20 protein-coding genes are annotated in these 25,827 nt (G+C 73.7%); 15 read left to right on the top strand and 5 right to left on the bottom strand.

Annotation, left to right across the window (positions count from 1 at the left end; all coding sequences use genetic code 11):
- Window positions 1-195: 195 nt before the first annotated feature.
- Window positions 196-738: a hypothetical protein gene (locus AC07GB_RS27135; protein ID WP_478849803.1), complete on the bottom strand. Its 543-nt coding sequence runs from the start codon at window positions 736-738 to the stop codon at window positions 196-198.
- A 609-nt stretch (window positions 739-1,347) separates the two neighbouring features.
- Here AC07GB_RS27135 and fmt point away from each other — a divergent pair.
- On the top strand, window positions 1,348-2,292 hold the full coding sequence (fmt, locus tag AC07GB_RS27140; RefSeq protein ID WP_478849805.1) for a methionyl-tRNA formyltransferase: 945 nt from the start codon (window positions 1,348-1,350) through the stop codon (window positions 2,290-2,292).
- 73 nt (window positions 2,293-2,365) lie between these two features.
- Window positions 2,366-3,832 carry an RsmB/NOP family class I SAM-dependent RNA methyltransferase gene (locus AC07GB_RS27145; RefSeq protein WP_478849807.1) on the top strand — a complete coding sequence of 489 codons (1,467 nt, stop codon included), beginning with the start codon at window positions 2,366-2,368 and terminating at the stop codon, window positions 3,830-3,832.
- A 43-nt stretch (window positions 3,833-3,875) separates the two neighbouring features.
- Here the strand turns inward: AC07GB_RS27145 and AC07GB_RS27150 are convergent, their stop codons facing one another.
- Complete coding sequence (locus tag AC07GB_RS27150; RefSeq protein ID WP_478849809.1) at window positions 3,876-6,062, bottom strand: MMPL family transporter; 2,187 nt, start codon at window positions 6,060-6,062, stop codon at window positions 3,876-3,878.
- Window positions 6,063-6,207: 145 nt separating this feature from the next.
- On the opposite strand from AC07GB_RS27150, the gene rpe reads away from it, so the two are divergent.
- The 9 genes from rpe to AC07GB_RS27195 all read left to right on the top strand — a co-directional run bounded on the left by rpe (window position 6,208) and on the right by AC07GB_RS27195 (window position 17,335).
- Complete coding sequence (gene rpe / locus AC07GB_RS27155) at window positions 6,208-6,894, top strand: ribulose-phosphate 3-epimerase (protein WP_478849810.1); 687 nt, start codon at window positions 6,208-6,210, stop codon at window positions 6,892-6,894.
- A 171-nt stretch (window positions 6,895-7,065) separates the two neighbouring features.
- Entirely contained in the window at window positions 7,066-8,064 is a 999-nt protein-coding gene (locus AC07GB_RS27160) for a sugar-binding transcriptional regulator (protein WP_478849811.1), read from the top strand.
- Window positions 8,065-8,160: 96 nt separating this feature from the next.
- Complete coding sequence (locus tag AC07GB_RS27165) at window positions 8,161-8,577, top strand: guanyl-specific ribonuclease (protein ID WP_478849813.1); 417 nt, start codon at window positions 8,161-8,163, stop codon at window positions 8,575-8,577.
- A gap of 13 nt (window positions 8,578-8,590) precedes the next feature.
- Window positions 8,591-9,001: a barstar family protein gene (locus AC07GB_RS27170; RefSeq protein ID WP_478849815.1), complete on the top strand. Its 411-nt coding sequence runs from the start codon at window positions 8,591-8,593 to the stop codon at window positions 8,999-9,001.
- Between the two features lie 97 nt (window positions 9,002-9,098).
- Complete coding sequence (locus tag AC07GB_RS27175) at window positions 9,099-11,921, top strand: helix-turn-helix transcriptional regulator (RefSeq protein WP_478849817.1); 2,823 nt, start codon at window positions 9,099-9,101, stop codon at window positions 11,919-11,921.
- 155 nt (window positions 11,922-12,076) lie between these two features.
- Complete coding sequence (locus AC07GB_RS27180) at window positions 12,077-13,312, top strand: MFS transporter (protein WP_478849819.1); 1,236 nt, start codon at window positions 12,077-12,079, stop codon at window positions 13,310-13,312.
- A gap of 175 nt (window positions 13,313-13,487) precedes the next feature.
- Window positions 13,488-14,930, top strand: coding sequence for a GuaB1 family IMP dehydrogenase-related protein (locus AC07GB_RS27185; protein WP_478849821.1), 1,443 nt, complete (start codon window positions 13,488-13,490; stop codon window positions 14,928-14,930).
- Between the two features lie 433 nt (window positions 14,931-15,363).
- The gene (locus tag AC07GB_RS27190; protein ID WP_478849823.1) at window positions 15,364-16,854 is read left to right on the top strand and encodes an amino acid permease; all 1,491 of its coding nucleotides are present in this window, start codon (window positions 15,364-15,366) and stop codon (window positions 16,852-16,854) included.
- A gap of 25 nt (window positions 16,855-16,879) precedes the next feature.
- Window positions 16,880-17,335: an Lrp/AsnC family transcriptional regulator gene (locus tag AC07GB_RS27195; protein ID WP_030674789.1), complete on the top strand. Its 456-nt coding sequence runs from the start codon at window positions 16,880-16,882 to the stop codon at window positions 17,333-17,335.
- A 149-nt stretch (window positions 17,336-17,484) separates the two neighbouring features.
- Here the strand turns inward: AC07GB_RS27195 and AC07GB_RS27200 are convergent, their stop codons facing one another.
- A complete protein-coding gene (locus AC07GB_RS27200) occupies window positions 17,485-18,108 on the bottom strand; it encodes a Repetin (protein ID WP_478849825.1) in 624 nt (207 codons plus the stop codon).
- A gap of 316 nt (window positions 18,109-18,424) precedes the next feature.
- Between AC07GB_RS27200 and AC07GB_RS27205 the strand changes: the two genes are divergently transcribed.
- Both AC07GB_RS27205 and AC07GB_RS27210 read left to right on the top strand, forming a co-directional pair.
- Entirely contained in the window at window positions 18,425-19,222 is a 798-nt protein-coding gene (locus AC07GB_RS27205; protein ID WP_478849827.1) for a carbon-nitrogen hydrolase family protein, read from the top strand.
- 54 nt (window positions 19,223-19,276) lie between these two features.
- Window positions 19,277-20,971 carry a flavin monoamine oxidase family protein gene (locus AC07GB_RS27210; RefSeq protein WP_478849829.1) on the top strand — a complete coding sequence of 565 codons (1,695 nt, stop codon included), beginning with the start codon at window positions 19,277-19,279 and terminating at the stop codon, window positions 20,969-20,971.
- A gap of 54 nt (window positions 20,972-21,025) precedes the next feature.
- Here the strand turns inward: AC07GB_RS27210 and AC07GB_RS27215 are convergent, their stop codons facing one another.
- Window positions 21,026-21,751 (bottom strand): DUF5995 family protein, encoded by a 726-nt coding sequence (locus AC07GB_RS27215; RefSeq protein WP_478849831.1) that lies wholly within the window; start codon window positions 21,749-21,751, stop codon window positions 21,026-21,028.
- A 168-nt stretch (window positions 21,752-21,919) separates the two neighbouring features.
- On the opposite strand from AC07GB_RS27215, the gene AC07GB_RS27220 reads away from it, so the two are divergent.
- A complete protein-coding gene (locus AC07GB_RS27220) occupies window positions 21,920-22,936 on the top strand; it encodes a glycoside hydrolase family 6 protein (RefSeq protein ID WP_478849905.1) in 1,017 nt (338 codons plus the stop codon).
- Here AC07GB_RS27220 and AC07GB_RS27225 read toward each other — a convergent pair.
- A complete protein-coding gene (locus AC07GB_RS27225) occupies window positions 22,915-24,345 on the bottom strand; it encodes a uracil-xanthine permease family protein (protein ID WP_478849907.1) in 1,431 nt (476 codons plus the stop codon). The genes AC07GB_RS27220 and AC07GB_RS27225 overlap by 22 nt on opposite strands.
- A 203-nt stretch (window positions 24,346-24,548) precedes the next feature.
- On the opposite strand from AC07GB_RS27225, the gene AC07GB_RS27230 reads away from it, so the two are divergent.
- Window positions 24,549-25,826: an alginate lyase family protein gene (locus AC07GB_RS27230; RefSeq protein WP_478849833.1), complete on the top strand. Its 1,278-nt coding sequence runs from the start codon at window positions 24,549-24,551 to the stop codon at window positions 25,824-25,826.
- Window position 25,827: the final 1 nt, after the last annotated feature.

A 25,827-nucleotide genomic window follows, 5' to 3' on the forward strand; every position in this document is an offset into this window, starting at 1 on the left:
GGCCGGGGGACCGGGCCACCGGCGGGCTCGCGGACACGGGGCGGCCGGTGGGCTGAGGCCTGCCTCACTCCGTCCAGGGGGCCCGGGCCTCTCGGCCCCGTACTCCGTCCAGGGGGCTCGGGCGTCCTGGCCCTCGTCCTGTCACAGGACACAGCGATGCCCCTGCCCGGCGCTCGGGCAGGGGCATCGTGGACGTCAGCCGTTGCGCGGGCCGGGGAAGGCGCCAGGGCGGACGTCGTCACGGAGGCCGGGGCTGCCCGCTGTGGGCTGGGTGGGCATGGCGCGGGCCGCGGGGACGGAGGGGAGGGGGGTGCCCACGGGGACCGTGCGGGTGGTGGTGGAGGGCTCGGTGGCGCGGTCCGGCTCGGTGGCCGTCGTGGTCTGGGCCGTGGTCCGGCGGGCGCCGTAGCGGCGGTGGACCGCCTGCTTGGTGACGCCGAGCGCGGAGCCCACCGCGTCCCACGAGAAGCCCAGTGAGCGGTCGAAGTCGACCGCGGCGGTCACCAGTGTCTCGACGCTGTCCCGCAGTTCCTGGGCGAGGCGGACGGTCGGGGCGGGTGCGCGCCCGTACACGACGAAGCCCGCGGAGGGGCTGGAGCGACGCGGGCGGTAGACGTTGCCGAGCTGCGCGGTGAGGGTGCGCAGTGCGTCCACCTGCCGGCGGACCCGCTCGATGTCCCGTACCAGGAGGTGCAGGCTGGCCCGTGCCTGGGCGTCGTGGGTTGCGTGGTCGGCCATGAACAAGCCTCTCGAACCGGCGTTGAGGGATCGGGTGTTGGGGAGTGGTCGGGCTGGGAGGTCGGGGACGGGGGCGGGAACGAAGGGTGTCCCGGCTGCCGTGCGGGTGGGGGAGCAACGGGGGTGACGGGGATGACGGGCAATGGGGAGAGGGAGGAGAAGGCCGCGTGTGCGGCTCGCTCCGGTCAACTTTTTCTTGACCAACGCGCTACGTCGTGAGGGGTCACGGTCCCAGGGCGTATCCGCATATGCGCAGGGCGCACGGGGGTGCGCACGCCCCCAGGGCGCCCACCTGATGCCTCCCCGGTGCCTCCACCGCTGTTCGCGGGCCGTTCCGGAGGTCCGCCGGGTTGTGACGAGGCGTCTTCCCGCGAGCCGTCTTCCCGCGAGCCGTCTTCCCGCGAGCCGTCTTCCCGCGAGGCGTCTTACCGCCGAAACCCCCTTCACTCACCTGAAACCCTCAAGTCACCCGAAAGGCCCCAGGGGGCTCACGCACCGCCCCCAGGAGGCAGAACCCTCGCGGCCCATAGACTGGTGCGCTGCCGCCACCGCACGGCGCGTCGCCGCCGACGGCCGCCGCCGACCCCCAGAAATCCGAGGTAGCACCCAGTGAAGCTGGTCTTCGCAGGCACCCCCGAGGTCGCCGTCCCCGCCCTGGACGCCCTGATCTCCTCCGGCCGGCACGAGGTGGCCGCCGTCGTCACCCGCCCCGACGCCCCTGCGGGCCGGGGCCGCAGGCTGGTGGCGAGCCCGGTCGCCGAGCGTGCGCAGGAGGCCGGGATCGAGGTGCTCAAGCCCGCGAAGCCGCGTGACGAGGAGTTCCTCGCCCGCCTCCGGGAGATCGCGCCCGACTGCTGCCCGGTGGTGGCCTACGGCGCGCTGCTGCCCAAGGCGGCCCTGGACATCCCCGCGCACGGCTGGGTCAACCTGCACTTCTCGCTGCTTCCCGCCTGGCGCGGCGCGGCCCCCGTGCAGCACTCCCTCATGGCAGGCGACGAGATCACCGGCGCCTCGACCTTCCTGATCGAGGAGGGCCTGGACTCCGGGCCTGTGTACGGCACGGTCACCGAGGAGATCCGGCCCACCGACACCAGCGGCGACCTGCTGACCCGGCTCGCGTTCGCGGGGTCGGGGCTGCTCGCCGCGACCATGGACGGCATCGAGGACGGCACGCTGGGCGCCGTCCCGCAGCCCGCCGACGGCGTCACCCTCGCGCCGAAGATCACGGTCGAGGACGCGCGCGTCGACTGGGCGGCCCCCGCGCTGCGCGTGGACCGCGTGGTGCGCGGCTGCACCCCCGCGCCGGGCGCCTGGACGGTCTTCCGCGGCGAGCGCCTCAAGCTGATCCAGGCCGTGCCGGTGCCGGACCGCACCGACCTCGCGCCGGGCGAGCTGTCCGTCGGCAAGAAGAACCTGTACGTCGGCACCGGTTCGTACGCCGTGGAGCTGCTGTGGGTGCAGGCCCAGGGCAAGAAGCCGATGGCCGCCGCCGACTGGGCGCGCGGGGTGCGGATCGCCCCGGGTGAGACCTTGGGCGCGGGCGACGTACGCTGAACGGGTCCGCCCCTCGGCCCGCAGCGGGCCCTCAGCCTTGGCGGACGTCTGATCCTCACGCAGCGGAGCACCTTTGAACGACCAGCCGAGCCGCCGTCCCCGCACCCAGGGCAAGCCCGGGAAGTCCGGGAAGCCCGGCAGGCCAGCCAAGCCCTACCGGCGCCCGCAGAAGGACCCGGTGCGCTTCCTCGCCTTCGAGGCGCTGCGGGCCGTGGACGAACGCGACGCGTACGCGAACCTGGTCCTGCCGCCGCTGCTGCGCAAGGCCCGTGACAAGGGCGACTTCGACGCGCGGGACGCGGCGCTCGCCACGGAGCTGGTCTACGGCACGCTGCGCCGGCAGGGCACGTACGACGCGATCGTCGCGGCCTGCGTCGACCGGCCGCTGCGCGAGGTCGACCCGCCCGTGCTCGACGTGCTGAACCTGGGCGTGCACCAGCTGCTGGGCACCCGCATCCCCACCCACGCCGCCGTGTCCGCGTCCGTGGAGCTGGCGCGCGTGGTGCTCGGCGACGGGCGGGCCAAGTTCGTCAACGCGGTGCTGCGCAAGGTCGCGGGCGACGATCTCGACGGATGGCTGGAGAAGGTCGCCCCGCCGTACGACGACGACCCCGAGGACCATCTGGCCGTGGTGCATTCGCATCCGCGATGGGTCGTCTCGGCGCTGTGGGACTCGCTCGGCGGCGGCCGGGCCGGGATCGAGGACCTCCTCGAAGCCGACAACGAACGGCCCGAGGTGACCCTCGTGGCCCGCCCCGGCCGGTCCACGGCCGCCGAACTGCTCGACGTGCTCGGCGGCGAGGCGGCCGTGCCCGGACGCTGGTCGCCGTACGCCGTGCGGCTCGCCGATGGCGGCGAGCCCGGCCGGATCGACGCGGTGCGCGAGGGGCGCGCGGGCGTGCAGGACGAGGGCAGTCAGCTCGTCGCCCGCGCGCTCGCGGACGTGCCGATCGAGGGCCCCGACACCAAGTGGCTCGACGGGTGCGCGGGGCCCGGTGGCAAGGCCGCGCTGCTCGCCGGCCTCGCCGCCGAGCGCGGGGCGGTCCTGCTCGCCTCCGAGAAGCAGCCCCACCGGGCCGGACTCGTGGGCCAGGCCCTCGCGGGGAACCCGGGCCCGTACCAGGTCGTCGCGGCCGACGGCACGCGTCCGCCGTGGCGGCCCGGCACCTTCGACCGGGTCCTCATGGACGTGCCCTGCACCGGGCTCGGCGCGCTGCGGCGGCGGCCCGAGGCGCGCTGGCGGCGCCGGCCCGAGGACCTGGAGGGGTTCGCTCCGTTGCAGCGGTCACTGCTGCGCACGGCCTTGGAGTCCGTGCGGGTGGGCGGCGTCGTCGGCTACGCCACGTGCTCGCCGCACCTCGCGGAGACCCGGGCCGTCGTGGACGACGTACTCAAGCAGGCGGACGGCGCGGAGTTGGTCGACGCGCGCCCGCTGTTCCCCGGAGTGCCCGCACTGGGGGAGGGGCCCGACGTGCAGCTGTGGCCCCACCTGCACGGGACGGACGCGATGTACTTGGCGGTCATCCGGCGTACGAGGTGATCCCGGGGGCTCCGCCCCGGTTGGTCGCGCTGCGCGCTCGTCCTCAAGCGCCGGACGGGCTCGCACGGTCCGTCCTCGGTTCGTCCGGCTGCTCCTTCGCCAGGGCGTGCGGCCACCAGATCTTCGGGCCCACGTCCAGGAACAGGCTGGTCACCAGGATCGAGCGGACGATGAAGGTGTCCAGGAGGACGCCCAGGGCCACCGAGAAGCCCACTTCGACGAAGGCGACCATCGGGATCGTGCCGAGGACGGCGAAGGTGCCCGCGAGGACCAGACCGGCCGAGGTGATGACCGCTCCGGTGGCGGCCAGGCCCGTCAGGACGCCGGGGCGGGTGCCGCGGACGCCCGCGTCCTCGCGGATGCGGGTGGTCAGGAAGATGTTGTAGTCGATGCCCAGGGCCACGAGGAAGACGAAGACGAACAGCGGGAAGTCCGTCGACTCGCCGGGGAAGTCGAAGACGTGCCGGAAGACCAGCGCGCTGATGCCGAGGGCCGCGGAGAAGGACAACACCACGGTGGCCATGAGGAGCAGCGGGGCCACGATCGCCCGGAGCAGTACGGAGAGGATCAGCAGGACCACCACGAGCACGAGCGGGATGACGACTTTGTTGTCGTGAATCGTGGCCTTGTCCATGTCGAGCAGCGTGGCCGTGCCGCCGCCGATCTTCGCGTCCGCGTCGGGCACGTCGTGGACGGCGTCCCTGACCCGTTCCACGGTGTCCTTGGCCGCCTCGCTGTCGGAGGGGTCCGTGAGGACGGCCTCGTACAGGACCTTGCCCTCGTGCTCCGGTTTCGTACCGGGCGGTACGGCGACCGTCGCCGGGTCCACGCCGCGGGTCCGGCTCACGACGCGCTCGACCTGCTGTGCCCCGGCCCGGTCGGCGACGACGACCAGGGGGTCGCCGCTGCCCGCGGGGAAGTGCTCCGCCGCGACCTCCTGGCCCGTGACGGAGTCCGGCTTGTCGAGGAAGGCGTCCTCGTTGCTGACGCCCGCCGCGCGCAGTTGCAGCAGACCCAGGGAGAGCGCCGCGAGCGCCACGGAGGTGGCGACCCACGTCAGACGGGGGCGGCGCGCGATGCGGCGCCCCGCGCGGGCCCACACGCCCCGCTCGGCGGGGTCGGGGGAGCCGTGGCGCGGGATCTTCGGCCAGAACAGCCAGCGGCCGCAGATCACGAGCAGGGCCGGGAACAGCGACAGCATCACGAGCAGCGCGACGCCCACGCCGATCGCGGCGACGGGACCGAGGCCGCGCGTGGAGTTCATCTCGGCCGTGAGCAGCACCAGCATGCTCAGGACGACCGTCGCGCCGGAGGCGATGACCGCGGGTCCCGCCCGGTGCAGGGCGAGCGCCATCGCCTCGTGCCGGTCCTCGTGGCGGCGCAGCTCCTCGCGGTAGCGGGCGACCAGGAGCAGGGCGTAGTCCGTCCCGGCGCCGAAGACGAGCACGGTCAGGATGCCCGCGCTCTGGCCGTTGACCGTGAGGCCCGCGTGCTGGGCCAGGAGGTGGATCAGCGCCTGGGCGACGAAGAGGGAGACGAGCGCGGAGACGAGAGGGACCAGCAGGAGGACGGGGCTGCGGTAGGTGACCAGCAGGGCCACCACGACGACGGCGCCCGCCGAGAGCAGGAGCGTCGAGTCGATGTCGGCGAAGGCCTTCGAGAACTCCGCGTTGATCCCGGCCGGGCCCGTGACGTGGACGTCCAGGCCGCCGCCGCCCTCGCCCACCGCGTCGCGCACGTCGTCGACGGCGTCCGGCAGGTCGTTGTAGGTGTCGTCGTTCACCGTGAGCGGCACGTACACCTGGGCCGCTCGGGCGTCGGCGCCCTTCTTGTCGAAGGCCGGGCCGCGGGTCTCGTCGCCGCGGATCCAGTGGGAGCGCAGCTGCTTGATCCCGCCGACGCCCCGGTCGATCCGCTCGCGGTCCGCGGCCGTCAGGGGGCCGTCATCGCGCGCGTACACGACGACCATCGGTATGGTCTCGGGCCTGAACTCCTCGGACACGTCCAGGACTTGGGTGGACTCCGCGGACCGCGGCACCCAGGACGAGGTGGTGTTGTCCTGCTCCTCGGTGAGCTTCTGGGCGAACGGCGCCGCGACGACGAGGGCGACCAGCCAGAACACGAGCACCAGCCACTTGACGCGCGGCCCGCAGACCAGCCACGCCACCCCCTGGTGGGCTTGCCGCCGCTGGTCGCGCTGTGTTCTCGGCGTTCTCGGCGTTCCTGGCATAGGAGCCCCCTGCCGCCCCGCGCGGTGCCGGTGGACCGTCAGCATGGCACGCGGTGCGCGGGCGCGGGAGGGCGTGCGGGGCCGCCCCGCACACCGTGGCGGGACCGGAGCGGGCAACCGCCGCCGGGCATGGCAGGCTTGGGGCATGGCCCCGCAGATCAGCCCCAGCATCCTTTCCGCCGACTTCGCCCGCCTCGCCGATGAGGCGAAGGCCGTCGAGGGCGCGGACTGGCTCCATGTCGACGTCATGGACAACCACTTCGTGCCGAACCTCACCCTCGGGGTGCCGGTCGTAGAGTCCCTGGCCCGCGCGACGGACACGCCGCTGGACTGCCATCTGATGATGGAGGACCCGGATCGCTGGGCTCCGCAGTACGTCGAAGCGGGGGCCGGATCCGTCACGTTCCACGCGGAGGCCGCCGCGGCGCCCGTCCGGCTCGCCCGCGAGATCCGCGCCAAGGGCGCCCGCGCCTCCATGGCGCTCAAGCCCGCGACGCCCATCGAGCCCTACGAGGACCTGCTGCCCGAGCTGGACATGGTGCTGATCATGACGGTCGAGCCCGGCTTCGGCGGCCAGGCCTTCCTCGACATCATGCTCCCCAAGATCCGCCGCACCCGTGAGCTGATCGGCAAGCACGGCCTCGACCTGTGGCTTCAGGTCGACGGCGGGGTCTCGGCCGCCACCATCGAGCGGTGCGCGGAGGCGGGCGCCGACGTCTTCGTCGCCGGGTCGGCCGTGTACGGCGCCGAGGACCCGGCCGAGGCGGTCCGCTCCCTGCGTGCCCAGGCCGGTGCCGCGACGGCCACCGCCGGGTGGGCGTGCGGTCACTGAGCCCCGCTTGGCCAACGGCTTGGCCACGGGAACGTGAACGCGGCCCATCGAGGCTGATCAAGTACGCCGGATCTGCGAGGATGAACAGCGAACCCAGGTGTACGAATGTCCTGAACAGCAGTGAGCAGTGAGGAGAGCGCCGTGTCGGCCATGTCGGCGGGTCGGTCAGCCATGCGGATGGGACCCGCGGAGCTGGTGCAGGCGGCGGCCATGGCCCGCCGCTTCTATCTCGAGGGCAAGTCCAAGATCCAGATCGCCGAGGAGTTCGGCGTCAGCCGCTTCAAGGTGGCCCGGGTCCTGGAGACCGCGCTCGAACGTGACCTTGTGAGGATCGAGATCCGCGTGCCCGCGGAGCTGGACGCCGAGCGCTCCGACGCGCTCCGCGCCCGCTACGGCCTGCGGCACGCGGTCGTCGTCGAGTCGCCGTCCTCCACGGACGACGTCGACGAGTCGCCCGACCCCGAGAACCTCGGCGAGGTCGCGGCGGGACTCCTCGGCGAGCTGGTGGCCGAGGGCGACGTGCTCGGCCTCGCGTGGGGCCGCTCGACGATCAACATGGCGGCGGCCCTGGAGTCGCTGCCGCCGTGCACCGTCGTGCAGCTGACGGGCGTGTACGACGCGGGCACCGCGGAGCGCGGCTCCGTCGAGGCCGTGCGCCGCGCCGCCCAGGTCTCCGGCGGCGACGCCCACCCCATCTACGCGCCGATGCTCCTTCCGGACGCGGCCACGGCCGCGGCCCTGCGGCACCAGACGGGCATCGCCCGCGCCTTCGAGTACTTCGACAAGGTGACCGTCGCCGCGGTGTCCATCGGCTCCTGGGAGCCGGGCATCTCCACGGTGCACGACATGCTCACGGACGAGGAGCGGGCGCACTACGCCTCGCTCGGCGTCGCCGCCGAGATGTCCGCGCACCTCTTCGACACCGAGGGCCGCCGGGTCGGGCGCGACCTCGGCGAGCGCTGCATCACGGTCGAGGCGGACCGGCTGCGCCGCATCCCGGAGGTCGTCGCGATCGCCGGGGGCCAGCGCAAGGCCGCGGCCATCGACGCGGTGCTCCGCTCCGGGCTCGTGACCAGCCTGGTCACGGACACGGCGGCGGCCGACCACCTCCTGGAGAAGGGCCCGGCCCCCCGGCCCGCGCTGGACCGCGCGGACCCGGACGGGAGCTGACCCGCTCGCAGGCACGCGTGACCAGGGGCCCGGTGGTGTCCGGCGTCCGGACGCCGGCGGGTGCCGGTGCGCGGAGGCTGTGGCAGCATCGGGCCCATGATCATTCGGTCGGCGGGGCGCGTCCTGGGCGCGCTGCTCCTGTGTCTCGCGGTGCTCGCCACGGGCTGCGGCACCGAGCGGGACAGCGGCGCGGCACGGGACGGCGGCGCGGCCTCGACGCCCGCCTGGGCGCGCGGCATGGCGACCGTCACGGCCGACCGGCTGCCCGCGGAGGCCCGCAGGACCCTGCGCCTCATCGACGCCGGCGGGCCCTTCCCGTACGCGAAGGACGGCACCGTCTTCGGCAACTTCGAGGGCCGGCTGCCCCGTGAACCACGCGGCTATTACCACGAGTACACCGTCCGTACGCCGGGGGAGCGCGGCCGCGGCGCCCGGCGCCTCGTCACCGGCCGCGAGGACGAGACGTACTACACGGACGACCACTACGCGTCGTTCAAGGCGGTGCTGAGATGACGGAGGCACGAGCGTGACGACGGGTGACTGGACGGGCGGGGACCCCGCGGCGGCGGAAGGAGAGCCGCCGGGGGCGCTCGCGGGGGTGCTCGGGGCCGTGCGCGGCACCGGGTGGACCACCGTCGCCCTGGAGCTGGGCGGCGTCCGCGACAAGGACGCCTTCATGGAGCGCTGCGCCACGGCGTTCGCGCTGCCGGAGTGGTTCGGGCGTAACTGGGACGCCCTGGCCGACTGCCTGACGGACCTGTCGTGGCAGCCGTCGGCCCGGGGGTGCCTCGTGGCCGTCACCGGCTGGCAGGAGTACGCGCGCGAGGCGCCGGGCGACTGGGAGATCGCGCAGGACGTCTTCGCCACGGCGGTCGAGCACTGGCGCGGCCAGGACACGGCACTGGAGATCGTGCTGGCACTGGGGCCGTCGGACTGACGGCGTACGCCGGACCGACGGCGTATGGGCACGAGGGCACACCGCACGGACGGCGGGCGCACCGGCGGACGTGCGGGCAACACGGGGGGAGCGGGGCATGAGGCTGTACGGGCGCGACGAGGAGCGGGCCGTCGTCGACGGGCTGCTCGACGGGGCGAGGAAGCAGCGGGGCGGGGTGCTCGTCGTGCGGGGCGAGGCCGGGATCGGCAAGACGGCCCTGCTGGACCACGCGGCCGAGCACGCCACGGACCTGCGGGTGCTGCGCGGGCTCGGCATCGAGTCGGAGTCGGAGCTGGCCTTCGCGGGGCTGCACCTGCTGCTCGGCGCCCACATCGACCGGCTCGACCGGCTCGACCGGCTCGACCGGCTCGACCGGCTCGACGAGCTGCCCGCGCCGCAGGCACGGGCGCTGCGCACGGCCTTCGGGATGACGGAAGGACCCGCCGGCGCGGACCGCTTCCTCGTCGGGCTCGCCACGCTCTCGCTGCTCGGGGAGATCGGCGAGGAGCAGCCGCTGCTCGTGCTCGTCGACGACGCCCAGTGGCTCGACCAGGCGTCCGCGGAGGCGTTGCTGTTCGCCGCCCGGCGCCTCGGCTCCGACCCCGTCGCGCTGGTCTTCGCCGTCCGCGACGGGCACCCCTTCCCCGCGACCGGACTGCCCGAGCTGCGGCTCGCGGGCCTCGACGAGGGGGCGGGCGCCCGGCTGCTGCACCAGCACGCCGAGGGGCTCCCGGCGCACGTGCGCACCCTGATCCTCCGGGAGGCGCACGGCAATCCGCTGGCCCTGCTCGAACTGCCCGCCGCGCTGAGTGCCGCGCAGCGCTCCGGCGAGCTGCACGCCGACTTCTTCCACCTCGGCGCCCAGGCCGTCTCCGAGCGCGTCGAGCGGACCTTCCTCGGCCGGGTGCGGGCCCTGCCCGCCCGCGCCCAGGACCTGCTCGTGGTCGCCGCGGCCGAGGCCACCGGCGAGCTGAGCGCCGTCCTGGCCGCCGGGCGGGCCCTGGACGCGTCGGCCGCCGACCTGGCCGCCGCCGAGGAGAGCCGCCTGATCCGGGTGGCCGACGGGCGGCTCGCCTTCACGCATCCGCTGGTCCGCTCCGCCGTCTACCGCGCGGCGCCGCTCGCCCTGCGGACGGCCGCGCACCGCGCCCTGGCGGCGGCCACGACCGCCGACCGGCGCGCCTGGCACCGGGCGGCCGCCGCCACGGGCCCGGACGAGAGCGTCGCCGCCGACCTGGAGCGCACCGCCGAGGGCGCGCGGCGCCGCGGCGGCCGACAGGCCGAGGCCGCCGCGTACGAACGCGCCGCCGACCTCTCGCCCGGCCAGGACCAGCGGGCCCGGCGCCTCGCCGCCGCGGCCGCCGCCGTCGAGAACGCGGGCCACCCGCAGCGCGCCGCGGACCTCGCGACCCGGGCCGCGGCCCACCCGCAGGACCCGCTGACCCGCGCCCGGCTCGCCCGCATCCGCGCCACCGCGGCGAGCGCCAGGGGCGAGCAGCGGGCGGCGCACGCCCTCCTGGTCGACGCCGCGGCGGAGGTCGGGCTGCACGACCCCGAGGCCGCGGCGTTCATGTTCCTGGACGCGTTCTCCGCCGCCTGGGCGATCAACGACCCCGGCATGATCGCGCGGACCTCGGCCCGGCTCGCGGACCTCGCCCCGCCGCCGGGCGTCGCGCCCCTGGTCACCGCCGTCGAGGGCTTGGTGGCGGTGGCCCTCGGCGATCCGGCCAGGGGCCTCGCCGCGGCCCGCGCCCTGGTCGAGCCGCCCGGCGGCGTGGTGCCCGGGGCGGGCCTGTGGGAGCGCGCCAGCACGCACTGGTGGCATCAGCTCATCGGGGACGTCGACGCCGCGTACGACCGCGCCAGGGCCCTGGAGCGCGACAGCCGGGCCAGTGACACGATCGGCCTCATGCCCGCCGCGCTGTTCCACCTCGCGCGGGCCCAGCTGCTGAGGGGCCGCCTGCGGGACGCCACGGCCGCCGCATCCGAGGGCGTACGGATCGCGGAGGACACCGCGCAGGGCCTGTTCGCGGGGAACCTGCGCGGCGTCCTCGCGCACATCGCCGCGGCCGAAGGCGACGAGGACCGCTGCCGGGCGCTCACCAAGGAGCTGTCCGCGCAGGGGCTGACCATCGCGGCCGCCTGGTCGGCCGGCGCGCTCGCCCTGCTCGACCTCGGCCACGGCCGCCACGAAGAGGCCCTGCACCGCCTGGAGGGCCTGTGGGCCGGGCCGCACGGGCACGGCGGCTTCGCCCTGTACGCCCTGCCGGACCTGGTGGAGAGCGCGGTGCGGACGGGCAGGCCCGAGCGGGCCGAGGCCGCGGCCGCCGCGTTCGCGCGGTGGGCGGACGCCACCGGGCAGCCCTGGGCGCGGGCCGTGACGCTGCGCTGCCGGGCGCTGCTCGCCACCGCGGAGGGGGCCAGGGCCGAGGGGGCCAGGGCCGAGGGGGCCAGGACTGAGGGGGACGACCCCGCCGACGCCCTCTTCGCCGAGGCCGTCCGCGCCCACCGGGCCGCCCCGCACGATCAGCGCCCCTTCGAGCGGGCCCGCACCGAGCTGCTGTACGGCGAGTGGCTGCGGCGCAGGCTGCGCAGGACCGACGCCAGGCCGCGGCTGCATGCCGCCCTTGAGCTGTTCGACGGGGTCGGCGCCCCGCTGTGGGCGGAGCGCGCCCGCGCCGAGCTGCGGGCCACCGGCGAGACCACGCCCGTGCGCGACCGCGAGCCGGGCCTGCTCGACCGGCTCACGCCGCAGGAGCTGCAGATCGTGCGGCTCGCGGCGACCGGCCTGAGCAACCGGGACATCGCCGCGCAGCTGTTCCTCAGCCCGCGCACCGTCGGCTACCACCTGTACAAGGCGTATCCGAAGCTGGGCGTCGCCTCGCGCGGCGAGCTGGCCCGCATGGACCTGGGCGCGTGACGGGCACGGCGGCGCGGCACCGGCGCAGGGCCGATGGCGGAGGCACACCAGTCACGTGACTGATTCGGCCCCGGGCGCCGCTTCCTAGCGTGTTCCTCGCGGCTCGAACCGCCGCGCACAGCCCCAAGCGAACCGCTCGGAACGGGAGTTCAGCCATGTCCGCCCCCAGCAAGTCAGCCGCCCCCGCCCCCACCGGTGCCCCCGCCCCCACCCGTGCTCCCGCCGCCCCCGCGGCGCCGCCGGACCGCGTCCCCGTCAGGACCTGGCTTGCCGTGGTGGCGATGGCGCTCGGCACCTTCGCCATGATCACCGTCGAGGCCCTTCCCGTGGGCCTGATGACCTCGATCAGCGGGGGGCTCGACGTCTCCGAGGGCGCGGTCGGCCTCCTGGTGACGCTGCCGGGCCTGGTGGCCGCCGTGACCGCGCCCGTCCTGCCCGTCCTGATCGGGCGCCTCGACCGGCGCGTCGTGCTGCTCGCCCTGCTCACGCTGATGGTCGCGGCCAACGCGCTCTCGGCCGCCGCGTCAGGCTTCGCGCTGCTGCTCGTCGCGCGGTTCGTCGTGGGCATCAGCATCGGCGGGTTCTGGGCCCTCGCGGCGGGCATCGCCGTGCGCCTGGTGCCCGAGCGGCACCTACCGCGGGCCACCGCGCTCGTCTTCGGCGGCGCGACCGCGGCCAACGTCATCGGCGTGCCCGCAGCGACATTCGTCGGCGACCTTTCCGACTGGCGCGTGGCCTTCCTCGCCGTCGCGGGGCTCGGTCTGGTCGTGGTCGCGGGCCTGGTGTTCCTGCTCCCGGGCCTGCCCGCCACCGAGCCGGTGCGCCTGTCGGAGCTGCCCCGGCAGTTCCGCAACCGCACGGTCCGCGCGGGCGTCGTCGCCACCGGCCTGCTCGTGGGCGGCCACTACGCGGCCTTCACCTTCATCAGCCCGATCCTCCAGGAGACCTCCGGCGTCGGCGAGAGCCTCATCGGTCCGCTGCTCCTCGTCTACGGGCTCGCGGGCATCGGCGGGACGGTCCTCGCGGGCATCACCGCGACCCGTGACGTCCGCACCACCATCATCGCGATGAGCGTGCTGCTCGCGGCCGTGCTCGCGCTGTTCCCGCTGGTCGGCCGGAGCCCCGCGACCGGGATCGCGCTCCTGGTGCTGTGGGGGCTCGCCTTCGGCGGCATCCCGGTGGCCGTGCAGACCTGGGTGCTCAAGGCCGCGCCCGGCTCGACCGAGGCCGCGACCGCCCTGAACACCTCGATGTTCAACCTGGCCATCGCCTCGGGCGCGGCCATCGGCGGCGTGCTCGTGAGCGCGGTGACCCTCACCGCGGTCCTCGGGTTCGGCGCGGCCTTGAGCGCGCTCACCTCGCTCGCCGTGTGGCGCACCAAGAGGATCTAGCCGGAGCCGCGCGCGGACGGCCGCGCCCTTGGAGGATCTGACCAGGGGGTTCACGCGTCGCCTGGGTGATCGTCCCAGGCGGCGCAATCGGTCGGGCATGGGACAATGAAGTACGTGCTTTTCCCCCGGCTGTCCGGTTCGGGGGCCACCTCTGATCGACTGGGATGAGCAGCACGTGCGTTTCCTCAATGACATCCAGCCTGCGTACGACCTGACGTACGACGACGTCTTCATGGTCCCGAGGCGCTCCGCCGTCGGCTCCCGCCAGGGTGTCGACCTCGCCTCGCCCGACGGCACCGGCACCACGATCCCGCTGGTCGTCGCCAACATGACGGCGATCGCGGGCCGTCGCATGGCCGAGACCGTCGCCCGCCGCGGCGGCCTCGTCGTCATTCCGCAGGACATCCCGATCGAGGTCGTCACCGAGGTCATCTCCTGGGTGAAGACGCGTCACCACGTCCTGGACACCCCGATCGTCCTCTCGCCCGCGCAGACCGTGGCGGACGCCCTCGCGCTGCTGCCCAAGCGCGCGCACAACGCGGGCGTCGTGGTGGACGCGGACCACAAGCCCGTCGGCGTGGTCACCGACGCGGACCTGAGCGGCGTCGACCGCTTCACGCAGCTCGCCGAGGTCATGTCCAAGGACCTGCTGCTGCTGGACGCGGACATCGACCCGCGCGACGCGTTCAACAAGCTGGACGGCGCCAACCGCCGCTACGCGCCCGCGGTGGACAAGGACGGCCGCCTCGCCGGCATCCTCACCCGCACCGGCGCCCTGCGCGCGACCCTCTACAAGCCCGCCCTCGACGCGGACGGCAAGCTGCGCATCGCCGCCGCCGTCGGCATCAACGGCGACGTGGCGGGCAAGGCCAAGCAGCTGCTCGACGCGGGCGTCGACACGCTCGTCGTGGACACCGCGCACGGCCACCAGGAGTCGATGATCGCCGCGGTCAAGGCCGTGCGCGCGCTCGACCCGCGGGTGCCGATCGTGGCGGGCAACATCGTCGCCGCCGAGGGCGTCCGCGACCTCATCGAGGCCGGTGCCGACATCATCAAGGTCGGAGTGGGCCCCGGTGCCATGTGCACCACGCGCATGATGACCGGCGTCGGCCGCCCGCAGTTCTCCGCCGTCCTGGAGTGCGCCGCCGAAGCCAAGAAGTTCGGCAAGCACGTCTGGGCCGACGGCGGTGTCCGTCACCCGCGCGACGTCGCCATGGCGCTCGCCGCGGGCGCGTCGAACGTCATGATCGGCTCCTGGTTCGCGGGCACGTACGAGTCCCCGGGCGACCTCCAGCAGGACGCGAACGGCCGCCTGTACAAGGAGTCGTTCGGCATGGCCTCCGCGCGCGCGGTGCGCAACCGCACGTCCGAGGAGTCCGCGTACGACCGCGCCCGCAAGGCGCTGTTCGAGGAGGGCATCTCGCACTCCCGCATGTTCCTCGACCCGGCCCGTCCCGGCGTCGAGGACCTGATCGACTCGATCATCGCGGGCGTCCGCTCCTCCTGCACCTACGCGGGCGCCGGCTCCCTGGAGGAGTTCGCCGACAAGGCCACCGTCGGCATCCAGAGCGCCGCCGGATACGCCGAGGGCAAGCCGCTGCACGCCAGCTGGAGCTAGCGCGCCGGCCCTCGAGGGCCCGACCTCTCCAACTCACCGACGGCCCCCGCGAGTTCGCTCGCGGGGGCCGTCGGCGTTTCGCGCGTACCGCGGAAAGATTACAAACGGAATACGGATCGGCCCACGGGGAAGGTGCGGGACGTGAGCCGAAGGTGACCGGACCGGAAACGAACCACGTCTCCAGCAGCGGACAAAACGGGCGTCGCGCAACGGACGAAAGGGACGGCGCAATAAAGGTCCGTACAATCGAAGCTCACGCAACGATCTTCCGTCGGTGCGCAACGTTGCTGCATTTCGGCTGGGAAGCGGAACCGCTTAGAGTCTGGCGCTGTACGTGGCGTGGCGGGGACTGCCTGCTCGGTGGTTCCCGTGGTGATGCCCGGGCTGCCGTGGGTCCCGGCCATTTCGACCGGCAGCGATTAAGGAGCCACCCGTGCTCGACCAGGGCGCCCCCCCGAAGACCCGCCCCCGCCCCCAGGGCGGCGTCGGTTTCGGCAGTCGAATAACGCGGCGCAAGCCGGTGGACCGCCTGGTCGCCGAGGGCGGCCAGGGCGAGGGCGGCACGCTCCGCCGGACCCTCGGCATGTGGCAGCTGACCATGATCAGCATCGGCGCGACGCTCGGCACCGGCATCTTCGTGGTGCTCGGCGAGAGCGTCCCGAAGGCGGGCCCCGCCGTCACGATCTCCTTCGTGATCGCCGGCCTCACCGCCCTCTTCTCGGCCCTGTCGTACGCCGAGCTGGCGGGCACCATCCCGGTCGCCGGATCCTCGTACTCGTACGCGTACGCCACCATGGGCGAGCTGGTCGCCTGGGTCTGCGGCTGGTGCCTGGTCCTGGAGTACGGCGTGTCCGTCGCGGCCGTCGCCGTCGGCTGGGGCGAGTACCTCAACGAGCTGCTCGACGGCACCATCGGCGTCACCATCCCGGACGCGCTCTCCGCGGCGCCCGGCGAGGTCGACGGCGCCATCATCAACCTGCCCGGCCTGATCGTCGTCCTTCTCGCCATGGTGTTCCTGCTCGGCGGCGCCAAGGAGTCCGCACGCGCGAACACGATCATGGTCATCGTGAAGATCGCGGCCCTCGTGCTGTTCTGCGCGGTCGGCTTCACGGGCTTCAAGTCCGGCAACTACTCCGACTTCATGCCCCTCGGTGTCGCCGGGGTCAGCGCGGCCGGGGCGAGCCTGTTCTTCTCCTACATCGGCTTCGACGCCGCCTCCACCGCCGGTGAGGAGGCCAAGAACCCGCAGCGCGACCTGCCCCGCGCGATCATGCTCTCGCTGATCATCGTCACCGCCCTGTACGTCCTGGTCGCCGCCGTCGCCGTCGGCGCGTGGAACTGGAAGGACTTCGAGGGCTCCGAGGCCTCGCTGACCGCGATCATGAACGACGTCACGGGCCAGACCTTCTGGGGCACGCTGCTCGCCGCGGGCGCCGTGATCTCCATCGCCAGCGTCGTCCTGACCGTCCTCTACGGCCAGACCCGCGTGCTGTTCGCGATGTCCCGCGACGGCCTCGTGCCCAAGACGTTCGCCAAGGTCAGCGGCAAGACCGGCACGCCCCGCGTGAACACCGTCCTGGTGTCCCTGTTCTGCGGCGCCCTCGCCTCGGTGATCCCGCTCGGCAAGCTCGTCGACGCCACCAGCATCGGCACGCTCTTCGCCTTCGGCCTGGTCAACGTCGCCGTGATCATCCTGCGCCGGACCCGCCCCGAGATGCCCCGCACCTTCCGGGTGCCGCTCGGCTGGCTCTTCCCGGTCCTCGGCTTCGGCTTCTGCGCGTACAACATGTACAACCTCGACGCGGCGACCTGGAAGGTCTTCGGTGTCTGGATGGTCGTCGGGCTCGTGTTCTACTTCCTGTACGGGATGCGCCGCTCCCGTCTGGAGACCGAGCCCGCCGCGGAGGTCTCCGCAGTGAAGTGACACGCAGAGAAGTGAACGACCCCCAGTGCGACTGAACGATCTCGACGAACGCATCGTGCACGCCCTCGCCGAGGACGCCCGCCGTTCCTACGCCGACATCGGCCAGCTCGTCGGCCTGTCCGCGCCCGCCGTGAAGCGGCGCGTGGACAGGCTGCGGGCCACCGGAGCGATCACCGGGTTCACCGTCCGCGTCGACCCGGCCGCGCTCGGCTGGGAGACCGAGGGGTTCATCGAGATCTACTGTCGCCGCAACACCTCGCCGGAGGCGATCCAGCGCGGTCTGGAGCGCTATCCGGAGGTCGCGTCCGCCTCCACCGTCACCGGGGAGGCGGACGCGCTCGTGCAGGTCTTCGCCGCGGATATGCGTCATTTTGAGCGCGTGCTTGAGCGGATTGCCGGAGAGCCGTTCGTGGAGCGCACCAAGTCGGTGCTGGTGCTCTCGCCGCTGATGCGGCGGTTCTCGTCCGGGTCGCCTGCCTAGTCTTCCGACTGCGGGCGCGTTGTGGCTTGGCGCGCAGTTCCCCGCGCCCCTTCGGGGCGCTCCACCTGAGGGGCGCTCCGTTCTGGGAGGCGCTCCGTTCTGGGAGGCGCGGGCCGCCCCACCCCCGTGGGGGCAGCCCGCGCCCCGGCTCAGTGGCCCTCGGGGTACGGCGGGTTCCACGGGGTCACGTGGAAGTCGCCCGTGCCCTTTCTGACCGTTTCGAAGGGGGCGGCGCTGTTGCACTTCGTCAGCTTCTGGTCGCCGGTGGGACGGCCGGTCGCGGCCCAGCTGTAGCCGAGGCGGTCCAGCTTGCCCGGGCCCTTGTCGTGGACGCTGAAGCCGACGCGGCCGCCCTTGATCTTCTCCATGCGGCCGGTGCTGGTCTCGGTGATGATGCCGGTCGCCGACGCGACCTTGCCGCCCGTCACCAGGCAGTCGATCCGGCCCTTCGCCCAGCCGCCCCTGCCGCCCGGCTTCTCCAGGTGCACGAACTTGAAGGTGCCGGTCGCCTTGTCCGGACGGCCGACGTTCTTGGCGGCCAGGTGCGCGTCGAAGGTGAAGGTCACGTCCTCGGTCGTCTTGCGGAACATCTTCGCCGAGCCGGTGAGCGCCGCCGCCTCCCGGGGCTTCGCCTGCTTCTCGGCGGCCGGTACGGGGCGCGTGACGTCCTTGCCGGACGCGACGGCCACGCCCGCCGCCCCCGCGGTGACCAGGAGCGCCGCGCTCACGGCGAGGGCGCGGGTGCTGTTGCGGGTGAAGGTGATGCGGCTCACGGGAAGCCCTCCGTCGGTCGAATTCTGCTGAAGTGGCCCGGTCGTTCCGGGTGACTTCACGATCTCCCGGGGAGGGGGCCCGGCGCGTCGGGCCCGAGGCTGCTCTCCGCTTCCCCCGCGCGGGGGAGACCCCGGGCCTTCGTCTGCGTCCCAGGTCGGACCTTCGTAACCCCCGCAACGAATCTCCGTTCCGGGCCCCGGACGCGCAACGGATCGCGGGGGCAGGCGCAACGGTCGTGTCTTGTCCCGTCACACCCGCGAAACGTACGGTCTATCCGACTCACCCCGCCCCCCGCCCGAGCCCCCGAGGTCCGCCATGCCGCCGCTGCGCACCGCCCTGCTCCAGAGTTCGGGGCGTCCCGGCTCCGTCGCCGCCAACCTCAAGGCCCTGGACGAGGCGGCCGCCCGCGCCGCAGCCGCCGGGGCGCGGCTCCTGGTGACCCCCGAGATGTTCCTGACGGGCTACGCCATCGGCGACGACGTGCCGCGCCTGGCCGAGCCCGCGGACGGCGAGGCCGCCGACGCCGTCGCCGAGACCGCGGTGCGCCACGGCCTGGCCGTCGCCTACGCCTACCCCGAGCGCGACGGCGAGCGCGTGTACAACGCCGTCCAGCTCATCGGCGCCGACGGCACCCGCCTGGCCAACTACCGCAAGACCCACCTCTTCGGCTGCTTCGAGCGCGACCACTTCACGCCCGGCGAGCAGACCGTCGTCCAGGCCGAGCTGGACGGCGTCCGGATCGGCCTGATGATCTGCTACGACGTGGAGTTCCCCGAGAACGTCCGCGCGCACGCCGTCGCCGGCACCGACCTCCTGCTGGTCCCCACGGCGCAGATGCACCCCTTCCAGTTCGTCGCCGAGTCGGTCGTGCCCGTGCGGGCCTTCGAGAACCAGATGTATGTCGCGTACGTCAACCGCGTCGGCCACGAGGGCGAGTTCGAGTTCGTCGGCCTCTCGACGCTCGCGGGCCCCGACGGCGTGGCCCGCGCCCGCGCCGGGCGCGGCGACGAGCTGGTGTTCGCCGACGCCGACCCCGCCTTCCTGGCCGCCTCCCGCGAGGCCAACCCCTATCTGCGCGACCGCCGCCCCGGCCTGTACGCGTCCCTCGGCTGAGCCGAGCCCCCACCCCGCACCACCGTTCCGTACTGTGCAAGGAGTCCGTACCCCATGACGTCCACGGTGCCCACCGCCGTCCAGCACACCGACGCGCAGCCGCCCATCACCATGTTCGGGCCGGACTTCCCGTACGCGTACGACGACTTCCTCGCCCACCCGGCGGGGCTCGGCCAGATACCCGCGACCGAGCACGGTGCCGAGGTCGCCGTCATCGGCGGCGGCCTGTCCGGCATCGTGGCGGCGTACGAGCTGATGAAGATGGGCCTCAAGCCCGTCGTGTACGAGGCCGACCAGATCGGCGGCCGTCTGCGCACCGTCGGCTTCGAGGGCTGCGACCCGGCGCTCACCGCCGAGATGGGCGCGATGCGCTTCCCGCCGTCCTCCACGGCGCTCCAGCACTACATCGACCTGGTGGGCCTCAAGACCCGGCCGTTCCCCAACCCCCTTGCCGAGTCGACGCCTTCCACCGTCGTCGACCTCAAGGGCGAGTCGCACTACGCCGAGACCGTCGACGACCTGCCGCAGGTCTACCGCGACGTGGCGAAGGCGTGGAACGACTGCCTGGAGGAGGGCGCGGACTTCTCCGACATGAACCGCGCGCTGCGCGAGCGGGACGTGCCGCGCATCCGCGAGATCTGGGCGAAGCTCGTCGAGAAGCTCGACAACCAGACCTTCTACGGCTTCCTCTGCGAGTCCGAGGCCTTCAAGTCCTTCCGGCACCGCGAGATCTTCGGCCAGGTCGGCTTCGGCACCGGCGGCTGGGACACCGACTTCCCGAACTCCATCCTGGAGATCCTGCGCGTCGTCTACACCGAGGCCGACGACCACCACCGCGGCATCGTCGGCGGCTCCCAGCAGCTGCCGCTGCGCCTGTGGGAGCGCGAGCCGCAGAAGATCGTTCACTGGCCGCTCGGCACCTCCCTGGCCGAGCTGCACGAGGGCCGCGCGCCGAAGCCCGCCGTGACCCGGCTGCACCGCACCGCCGGCAACAACATCACGGTGACCGACGCGAACGGCGACATCCGCACCTACCGGGCGGCGATCTTCACCGCGCAGTCCTGGATGCTGCTCTCCAAGATCGAGTGCGACGACTCGCTGTTCCCCATCGACCACTGGACGGCGATGGAGCGGACCCACTACATGGAGTCGTCCAAGCTCTTCGTGCCCGTCGACAGGCCGTTCTGGCTGGACAAGGACGAGGAGACCGGGCGTGACGTCATGTCGATGACGCTCACCGACCGCATGACCCGCGGCACCTACCTGCTCGACGACGGCCCGGACAAGCCCGCCGTCATCTGCCTGTCCTACACCTGGTGCGACGACAGCTTGAAGTGGCTGCCCCTGTCGGCGAACGAGCGCATGGACGTCATGCTCAAGTCGCTCGGCGAGATCTACCCGAAGGTCGACATCCGCAAGCACATCATCGGCAACCCGGTGACCGTGTCCTGGGAGAACGAGCCCTACTTCATGGGCGCGTTCAAGGCCAACCTGCCGGGCCACTACCGCTACCAGCGCCGCCTGTTCACGCACTTCATGCAGGACCGCCTCCCCGAGGACAAGCGCGGCATCTTCCTCGCGGGCGACGACATCTCCTGGACGGCGGGCTGGGCCGAGGGCGCCGTGACGACGGCCCTGAACGCCGTGTGGGGCGTCATGCACCACTTCGGCGGCACCACGGACGCGACCAACCCCGGCCCCGGCGACCTCTACGACGAGATCGAGCCGGTGGAGCTGCCGGAGGACTGACGGCGAGCGGGGCCCCGCCACCAGGCGGGGCCCCGCGCCCGGCCCGGCCCGGCGTCAGTCGGGCAGCGGCGTGAGCAGCATCCGCCCCACGAGGCCCACCGCCCCGTCGAGCCGCTCGCGCAACTCCCCGGCGAGACCCGGGAACTGGCGCAGCGCCCACAGGGCACGCGCCGTCGACCAGGCGCTGTCGCGGGCCCGCTCCAGGCTCCAGGAGCCCAGCAGATGGGTGAGCGGATCGGCGACCTGGAACACGTCAGGGCCCGGCATCAGCTCTTCGCGGACGCGCTCCTCCAGCGACACGAGGATGTCGCCCACGCGGTCGAACTCGTCCTCCAGGTCGGCCGGTTCGCAGCCGAGAGAGCGACAGGTGTCCACGACGGCGAGCGCCAGGTCGTGCCCGATGTGCGCGTTGACGCCCGCGAGGGCGAACTGCAGCGGTCGTACGCCCGGATGCCGCCGGAGCTGGAACAGCGGCCGCCAGCAGGCGGGCGGGCACCGGTCGGCGGCCACCGCGTCCACGGCCGCCAGATAGCGCTCGGCGAAGCGCACGTCCAGGGTGACGGCGGCCCCGACGTCCGGGAACGCGCCCGCCCCGACGTGCCGGCCGACCTCCTGAGTCACCGCGAGATACACGCGGTTGAAGACCGCGACGCCGTCCCGGCGCGGCCACGTCCTGTCAAGGGCGCGCATGCGCGCCACCACCGCGTCCACGCCGCGCGCCACCACGTCCACTCCGTGCGCCGGGTGAGTGCACTCGGCCAACCGCTCCAACCGCGCCATGGGGGCAGGGTCCCAGCCCTAGCCTTGCGCACGGGTCCGCCGGGCGGGCACTTCCCCAGAACGGGGGAACGGCCCGCGAGGACCCCGGGGGAGCGGTACGAGGGGGGAGCGGACGTGGGGGAGACACGTGCGGGCGGCCGCGGTGGGCGGCGGCGCGGGCTCGGCGGGATCACGGCGGCGGCGACCGTGCTGGTGGCGGCCTTCGGGGTGCTGGCCGGAGCGGTGACCGTGGCGGGGGACGACGGGGCGGGCGCGCACCGGAGCCGGACCGAGGCGGTGGAGGGGTCGCGGTCGGGCCCGGTGCCGTCGGCGCGAGGACCTGCCGCGGCGCGGTTGTACCGGCACGAGGGCGCGCAGGTCGTCAGGTGGGTGCGCGCGCACAGGGACGACCCGAGGCGCCCGCTGATCGCGTCCCGGATCGCCGCCAGGCCCGCCGCCGTCTGGTTCACCGACCCCCGGCCGTGGGCGATCACGGCCCGGGTGCGGGCCGTGACGGCCCGGGCGGGCGACCGGGTGCCGGTGCTCGTCGCGTACGCGATCCCGGACCGCGACTGCGGCGGCCCCTCGCGGGGCGGCGCGCCGCACCTCGCCGCGTACGCCCGGTGGATCGAGCGGTTCGCGGCGGGCCTCGGCTCCCGCGAGGTCGTCGTCATCCTGGAGCCGGACGCCGTCGCGCTGGCGGACTGCCTGTCCCCGGGGGAGCGGTCGCGGCGGTTCGCGGCGCTGGCCCGCGCGGGCGCCGTCCTGAAGCGGGCGAACCCCGCGGCGCGCGTCTACCACGACGGCGGGCACTCGGGCTGGCACCGGGCCGAGCGGCAGGCGGCCGCGCTGCGCCGGGCGGGCGCGGCGTCCGCCGCCTCCTCGGACGGGGTGTTCACGAACGTGTCCAATTTCCACCGCACGGCCGCCGAGACGGCGTACGCGCGCCGGGTCCTCGCCGCCCTGGGCGGGCCGCGCGGCCTCGGCGCCGTCATCGACACCAGCCGCAACGGCAACGGCGCCCCGGCGGACGGGGCCTGGTGCGACCCCGCGGGGCGCGGCGTCGGCCGCCCGCCCACGCTGCGCACCGGCGCGGCCCGCATCGACGCCTATCTGTGGGTCAAACTGCCCGGGGAGTCGGACGGGTGCCGGGGCAGGCCCGGCACCTTCTCGCCGGGGTACGCCTACGACTTGGCGCGCGGCTGAGCCGGACCGCCCTCCGCGTCCCGCGGGGCGTCCGCCTCCTGCTCGTCGTACGACGACGTCCCCGAGTCGAGCAGCGGCTCCTGGGACTTGAGGTGGGCGGGGGCGAAGGCGCGCAGCACGTGGTAGCCGGTGATCACGACGATGGTGCCGAGGGCGATGCCGCTGAGCGAGAAGGTGTCGGTGAACTTCAGCGAGACGTTGCCGACGCCGATGATGATGCCCGCTGCGGCCGGGACCAGGTTCAGCGGATTGCGCAGGTCGACGCCGGCGTTGATCCAGATCTGGGCGCCGAGCAGGCCGATCATGCCGTACAGGATGACGGTGATGCCGCCGAGCACGCCGCCGGGGATCGCGGCGACGACCGCGCCGAACTTCGGGCACAGGCCGAAGAGCAGCGCGAAGGCGGCGGCCGCCCAGTACGCGGCCGTGGAGTAGACGCGGGTCGCGGCCATCACGCCGATGTTCTCGGAGTACGTGGTGTTGGGCGGGCCGCCGACCGCCGTGGACAGCATGGACGCGGCGCCGTCCGCCGAGATCGCGGTGCCGAGCTTGTCGTCGAGCGGGTCGCCGGTCATCTCGCCGACGGCCTTGACGTGGCCCGCGTTCTCGGCGACCAGGGCGATCACGACGGGCAGCGCGACGAGGATCGCCGACCACTCGAAGCTCGGTCCGTGGAAGGTGGGCAGGCCGATCCAGTCCGCGTCGCCGACCGCCGACAGGTCCAGGCGCCAGTGGTCGGTGACCTTGCCGGAGCCGTCCGCCGAGTGGATCTTGCCGAAGACCGCGTCGAGGGCCCAGGACAGCGCGTAGCCGAAGATCAGGCCGAGGAAGATCGCGACCCGGGACCAGAAACCCCGCAGGCACACCACGGCCAATCCGGTGAACAGCATGACGCACAGCGCCGTCCACTGGTCCTGCGGCCAGTAGGTCGCGGCCGTGACCGGGGCGAGGTTGAAACCGATCAGCATGACGACCGCGCCGGTGACGATCGGGGGCATCGCCGCGTGGATGATCCGTGCGCCGAACCGCTGTACCGCGAGCCCCACCACGAACAGCGCCGCGCCCACCACGAACACCGCGCCCGTCACGGTGGCACTGGAGCCGCCCTGGGCGCGGATCACGGCCGCGACGCCCACGAAGGACAGCGAGCAGCCGAGGTAGCTGGGCACCCGGCCGCGCGTGGCGAGCAGGAAGATGACGGTCGCGACGCCCGACATCATGATCGCGAGGTTCGGGTCGAGGCCCATGAGGACCGGGGCGACGAACGACGCCCCGAACATCGCCACCACGTGCTGGGCGCCGAGCCCGAACGTCCGGGGCCACGAGAGCCGTTCGTCGGGTCGGACGACGGCCCCGGGCGCGGGGGTGCGCCCGTCGCCGTGCAGCCGCCAGCGCACGCCGAGATCCATGGTGAGTTCGCTTTCTGTGCGCGGGACGAGCTGTGCCGTCGCGGGGGACGGGCCGTGTCGTCGCGGGGGGACGAGCCGTGTCGTCATGTCGACGGTCAGCGTCGACATGTTAGTGCGACGTAAGTGCGGATTCTCTCCGGCTCCTCCGGTACGGTGTCCCGGCCAGGTCGATGAACTCTGTTCATGTATCTGATTGGAGTGCGATGAGTGCCCGTACTCGCTGGAGGGCGCTGCTGACCGCGGCCGTCCTCGCGGTCGCCCCACTGGCCGCGCCCGCCGCTGCCGCCACCCCCGCCGCAGCGCGGCCCGAGGTCCCTGACACCGCCGTCCTCGACGGCCACCGCGTCGCCGAGGCCAAGCGCCGCCTCGACCAGGGCGACCCGCGGCTGCGCCGCGCCCTGCGCGACCTGACCGCTCGCGCCGACCGCTGGCTGGGCCAGGGCCCCTGGACCGTCGTCGACAAGCCGAGGCCGGCGCCCGGCGGCGACCCGCACGACTATCTGAGCCAAGCCCCCTACTGGTGGCCGACCGCGCCCCGGACCCCCGAGAACCCCTGGGGCTGCCCGTACGAGCAGCGCGACGGCGAGCGCAACCCCGAGGTCGACACCGGCACCGACCGCCGCGACGCGGAGAACGTCTTCGACTCCAGCTACGAATTGGCCCTCGCCTGGTACTACACGGGCGAGCGCGCGTACGCCGAGCACGCTTCGGCCGTCCTGCGCACCTGGTTCCTGGCCCCGGCGACCCGGATGAACCCGCGCCTCGACCACGGCCAGTTCATCCCCTGCAAGTACGACGGCCGCGCCATCGGCATCATCGACTTCTCGCAGTCGTACACGAGCGTCCTGGACGCGCAGGCGATCCTCGCCACCGGTGCCCCCGGCTGGACGCGGACCGACCGGGCGCGGATGACGGACTGGAACAAGGACTTCCTGGACTGGCTGGCGCACAGCGACTTCGGCGAGCAGGAAGGCGCCGCGAAGAACAACCACGGCACCTTCTACGACATGCAGCTCGCCGCCCTCGCCTACGCGACCGGCGAGAAGGCCCTCGCCCGGAAGACCGTGCGCGACGCCCGCGCCAAGCGCGTCGACCCGCAGATCGCCGCCGACGGCAGCCAGCCGCAGGAGCTGACGCGGACCCGCAGCTGGCACTACTCCGCCTTCGACCTGGTCGCCCACACGCGCCTGGCCGCCATCGGCCGGCACGTCGGCGTGGACCTCTGGGCCCACCGGGGCCCCGCCGGGCAGAGCCTGGCCAAGGCCGTGCGCTATCTGCTGCCCGCCGCCACCGGCGAGCGGCCGTGGCCGCACCCCGAGCTGGACTTCCGCGCGTACGCGGCCACCGACGTCGCGCACGCGGCCGCCGACGCGGGCGACCAGGCGGCGCGGGCCGCGGTGCCGCAGCTGAAGGCCCCGCCCGGCGGCGACCTGTGGGCGCTGCGGCCCGCGGCGGAGCAGCTCGACTCCATCACCGGGTGAG

It is taken from the genome of Streptomyces sp. NPDC045778 (assembly GCF_056431945.1).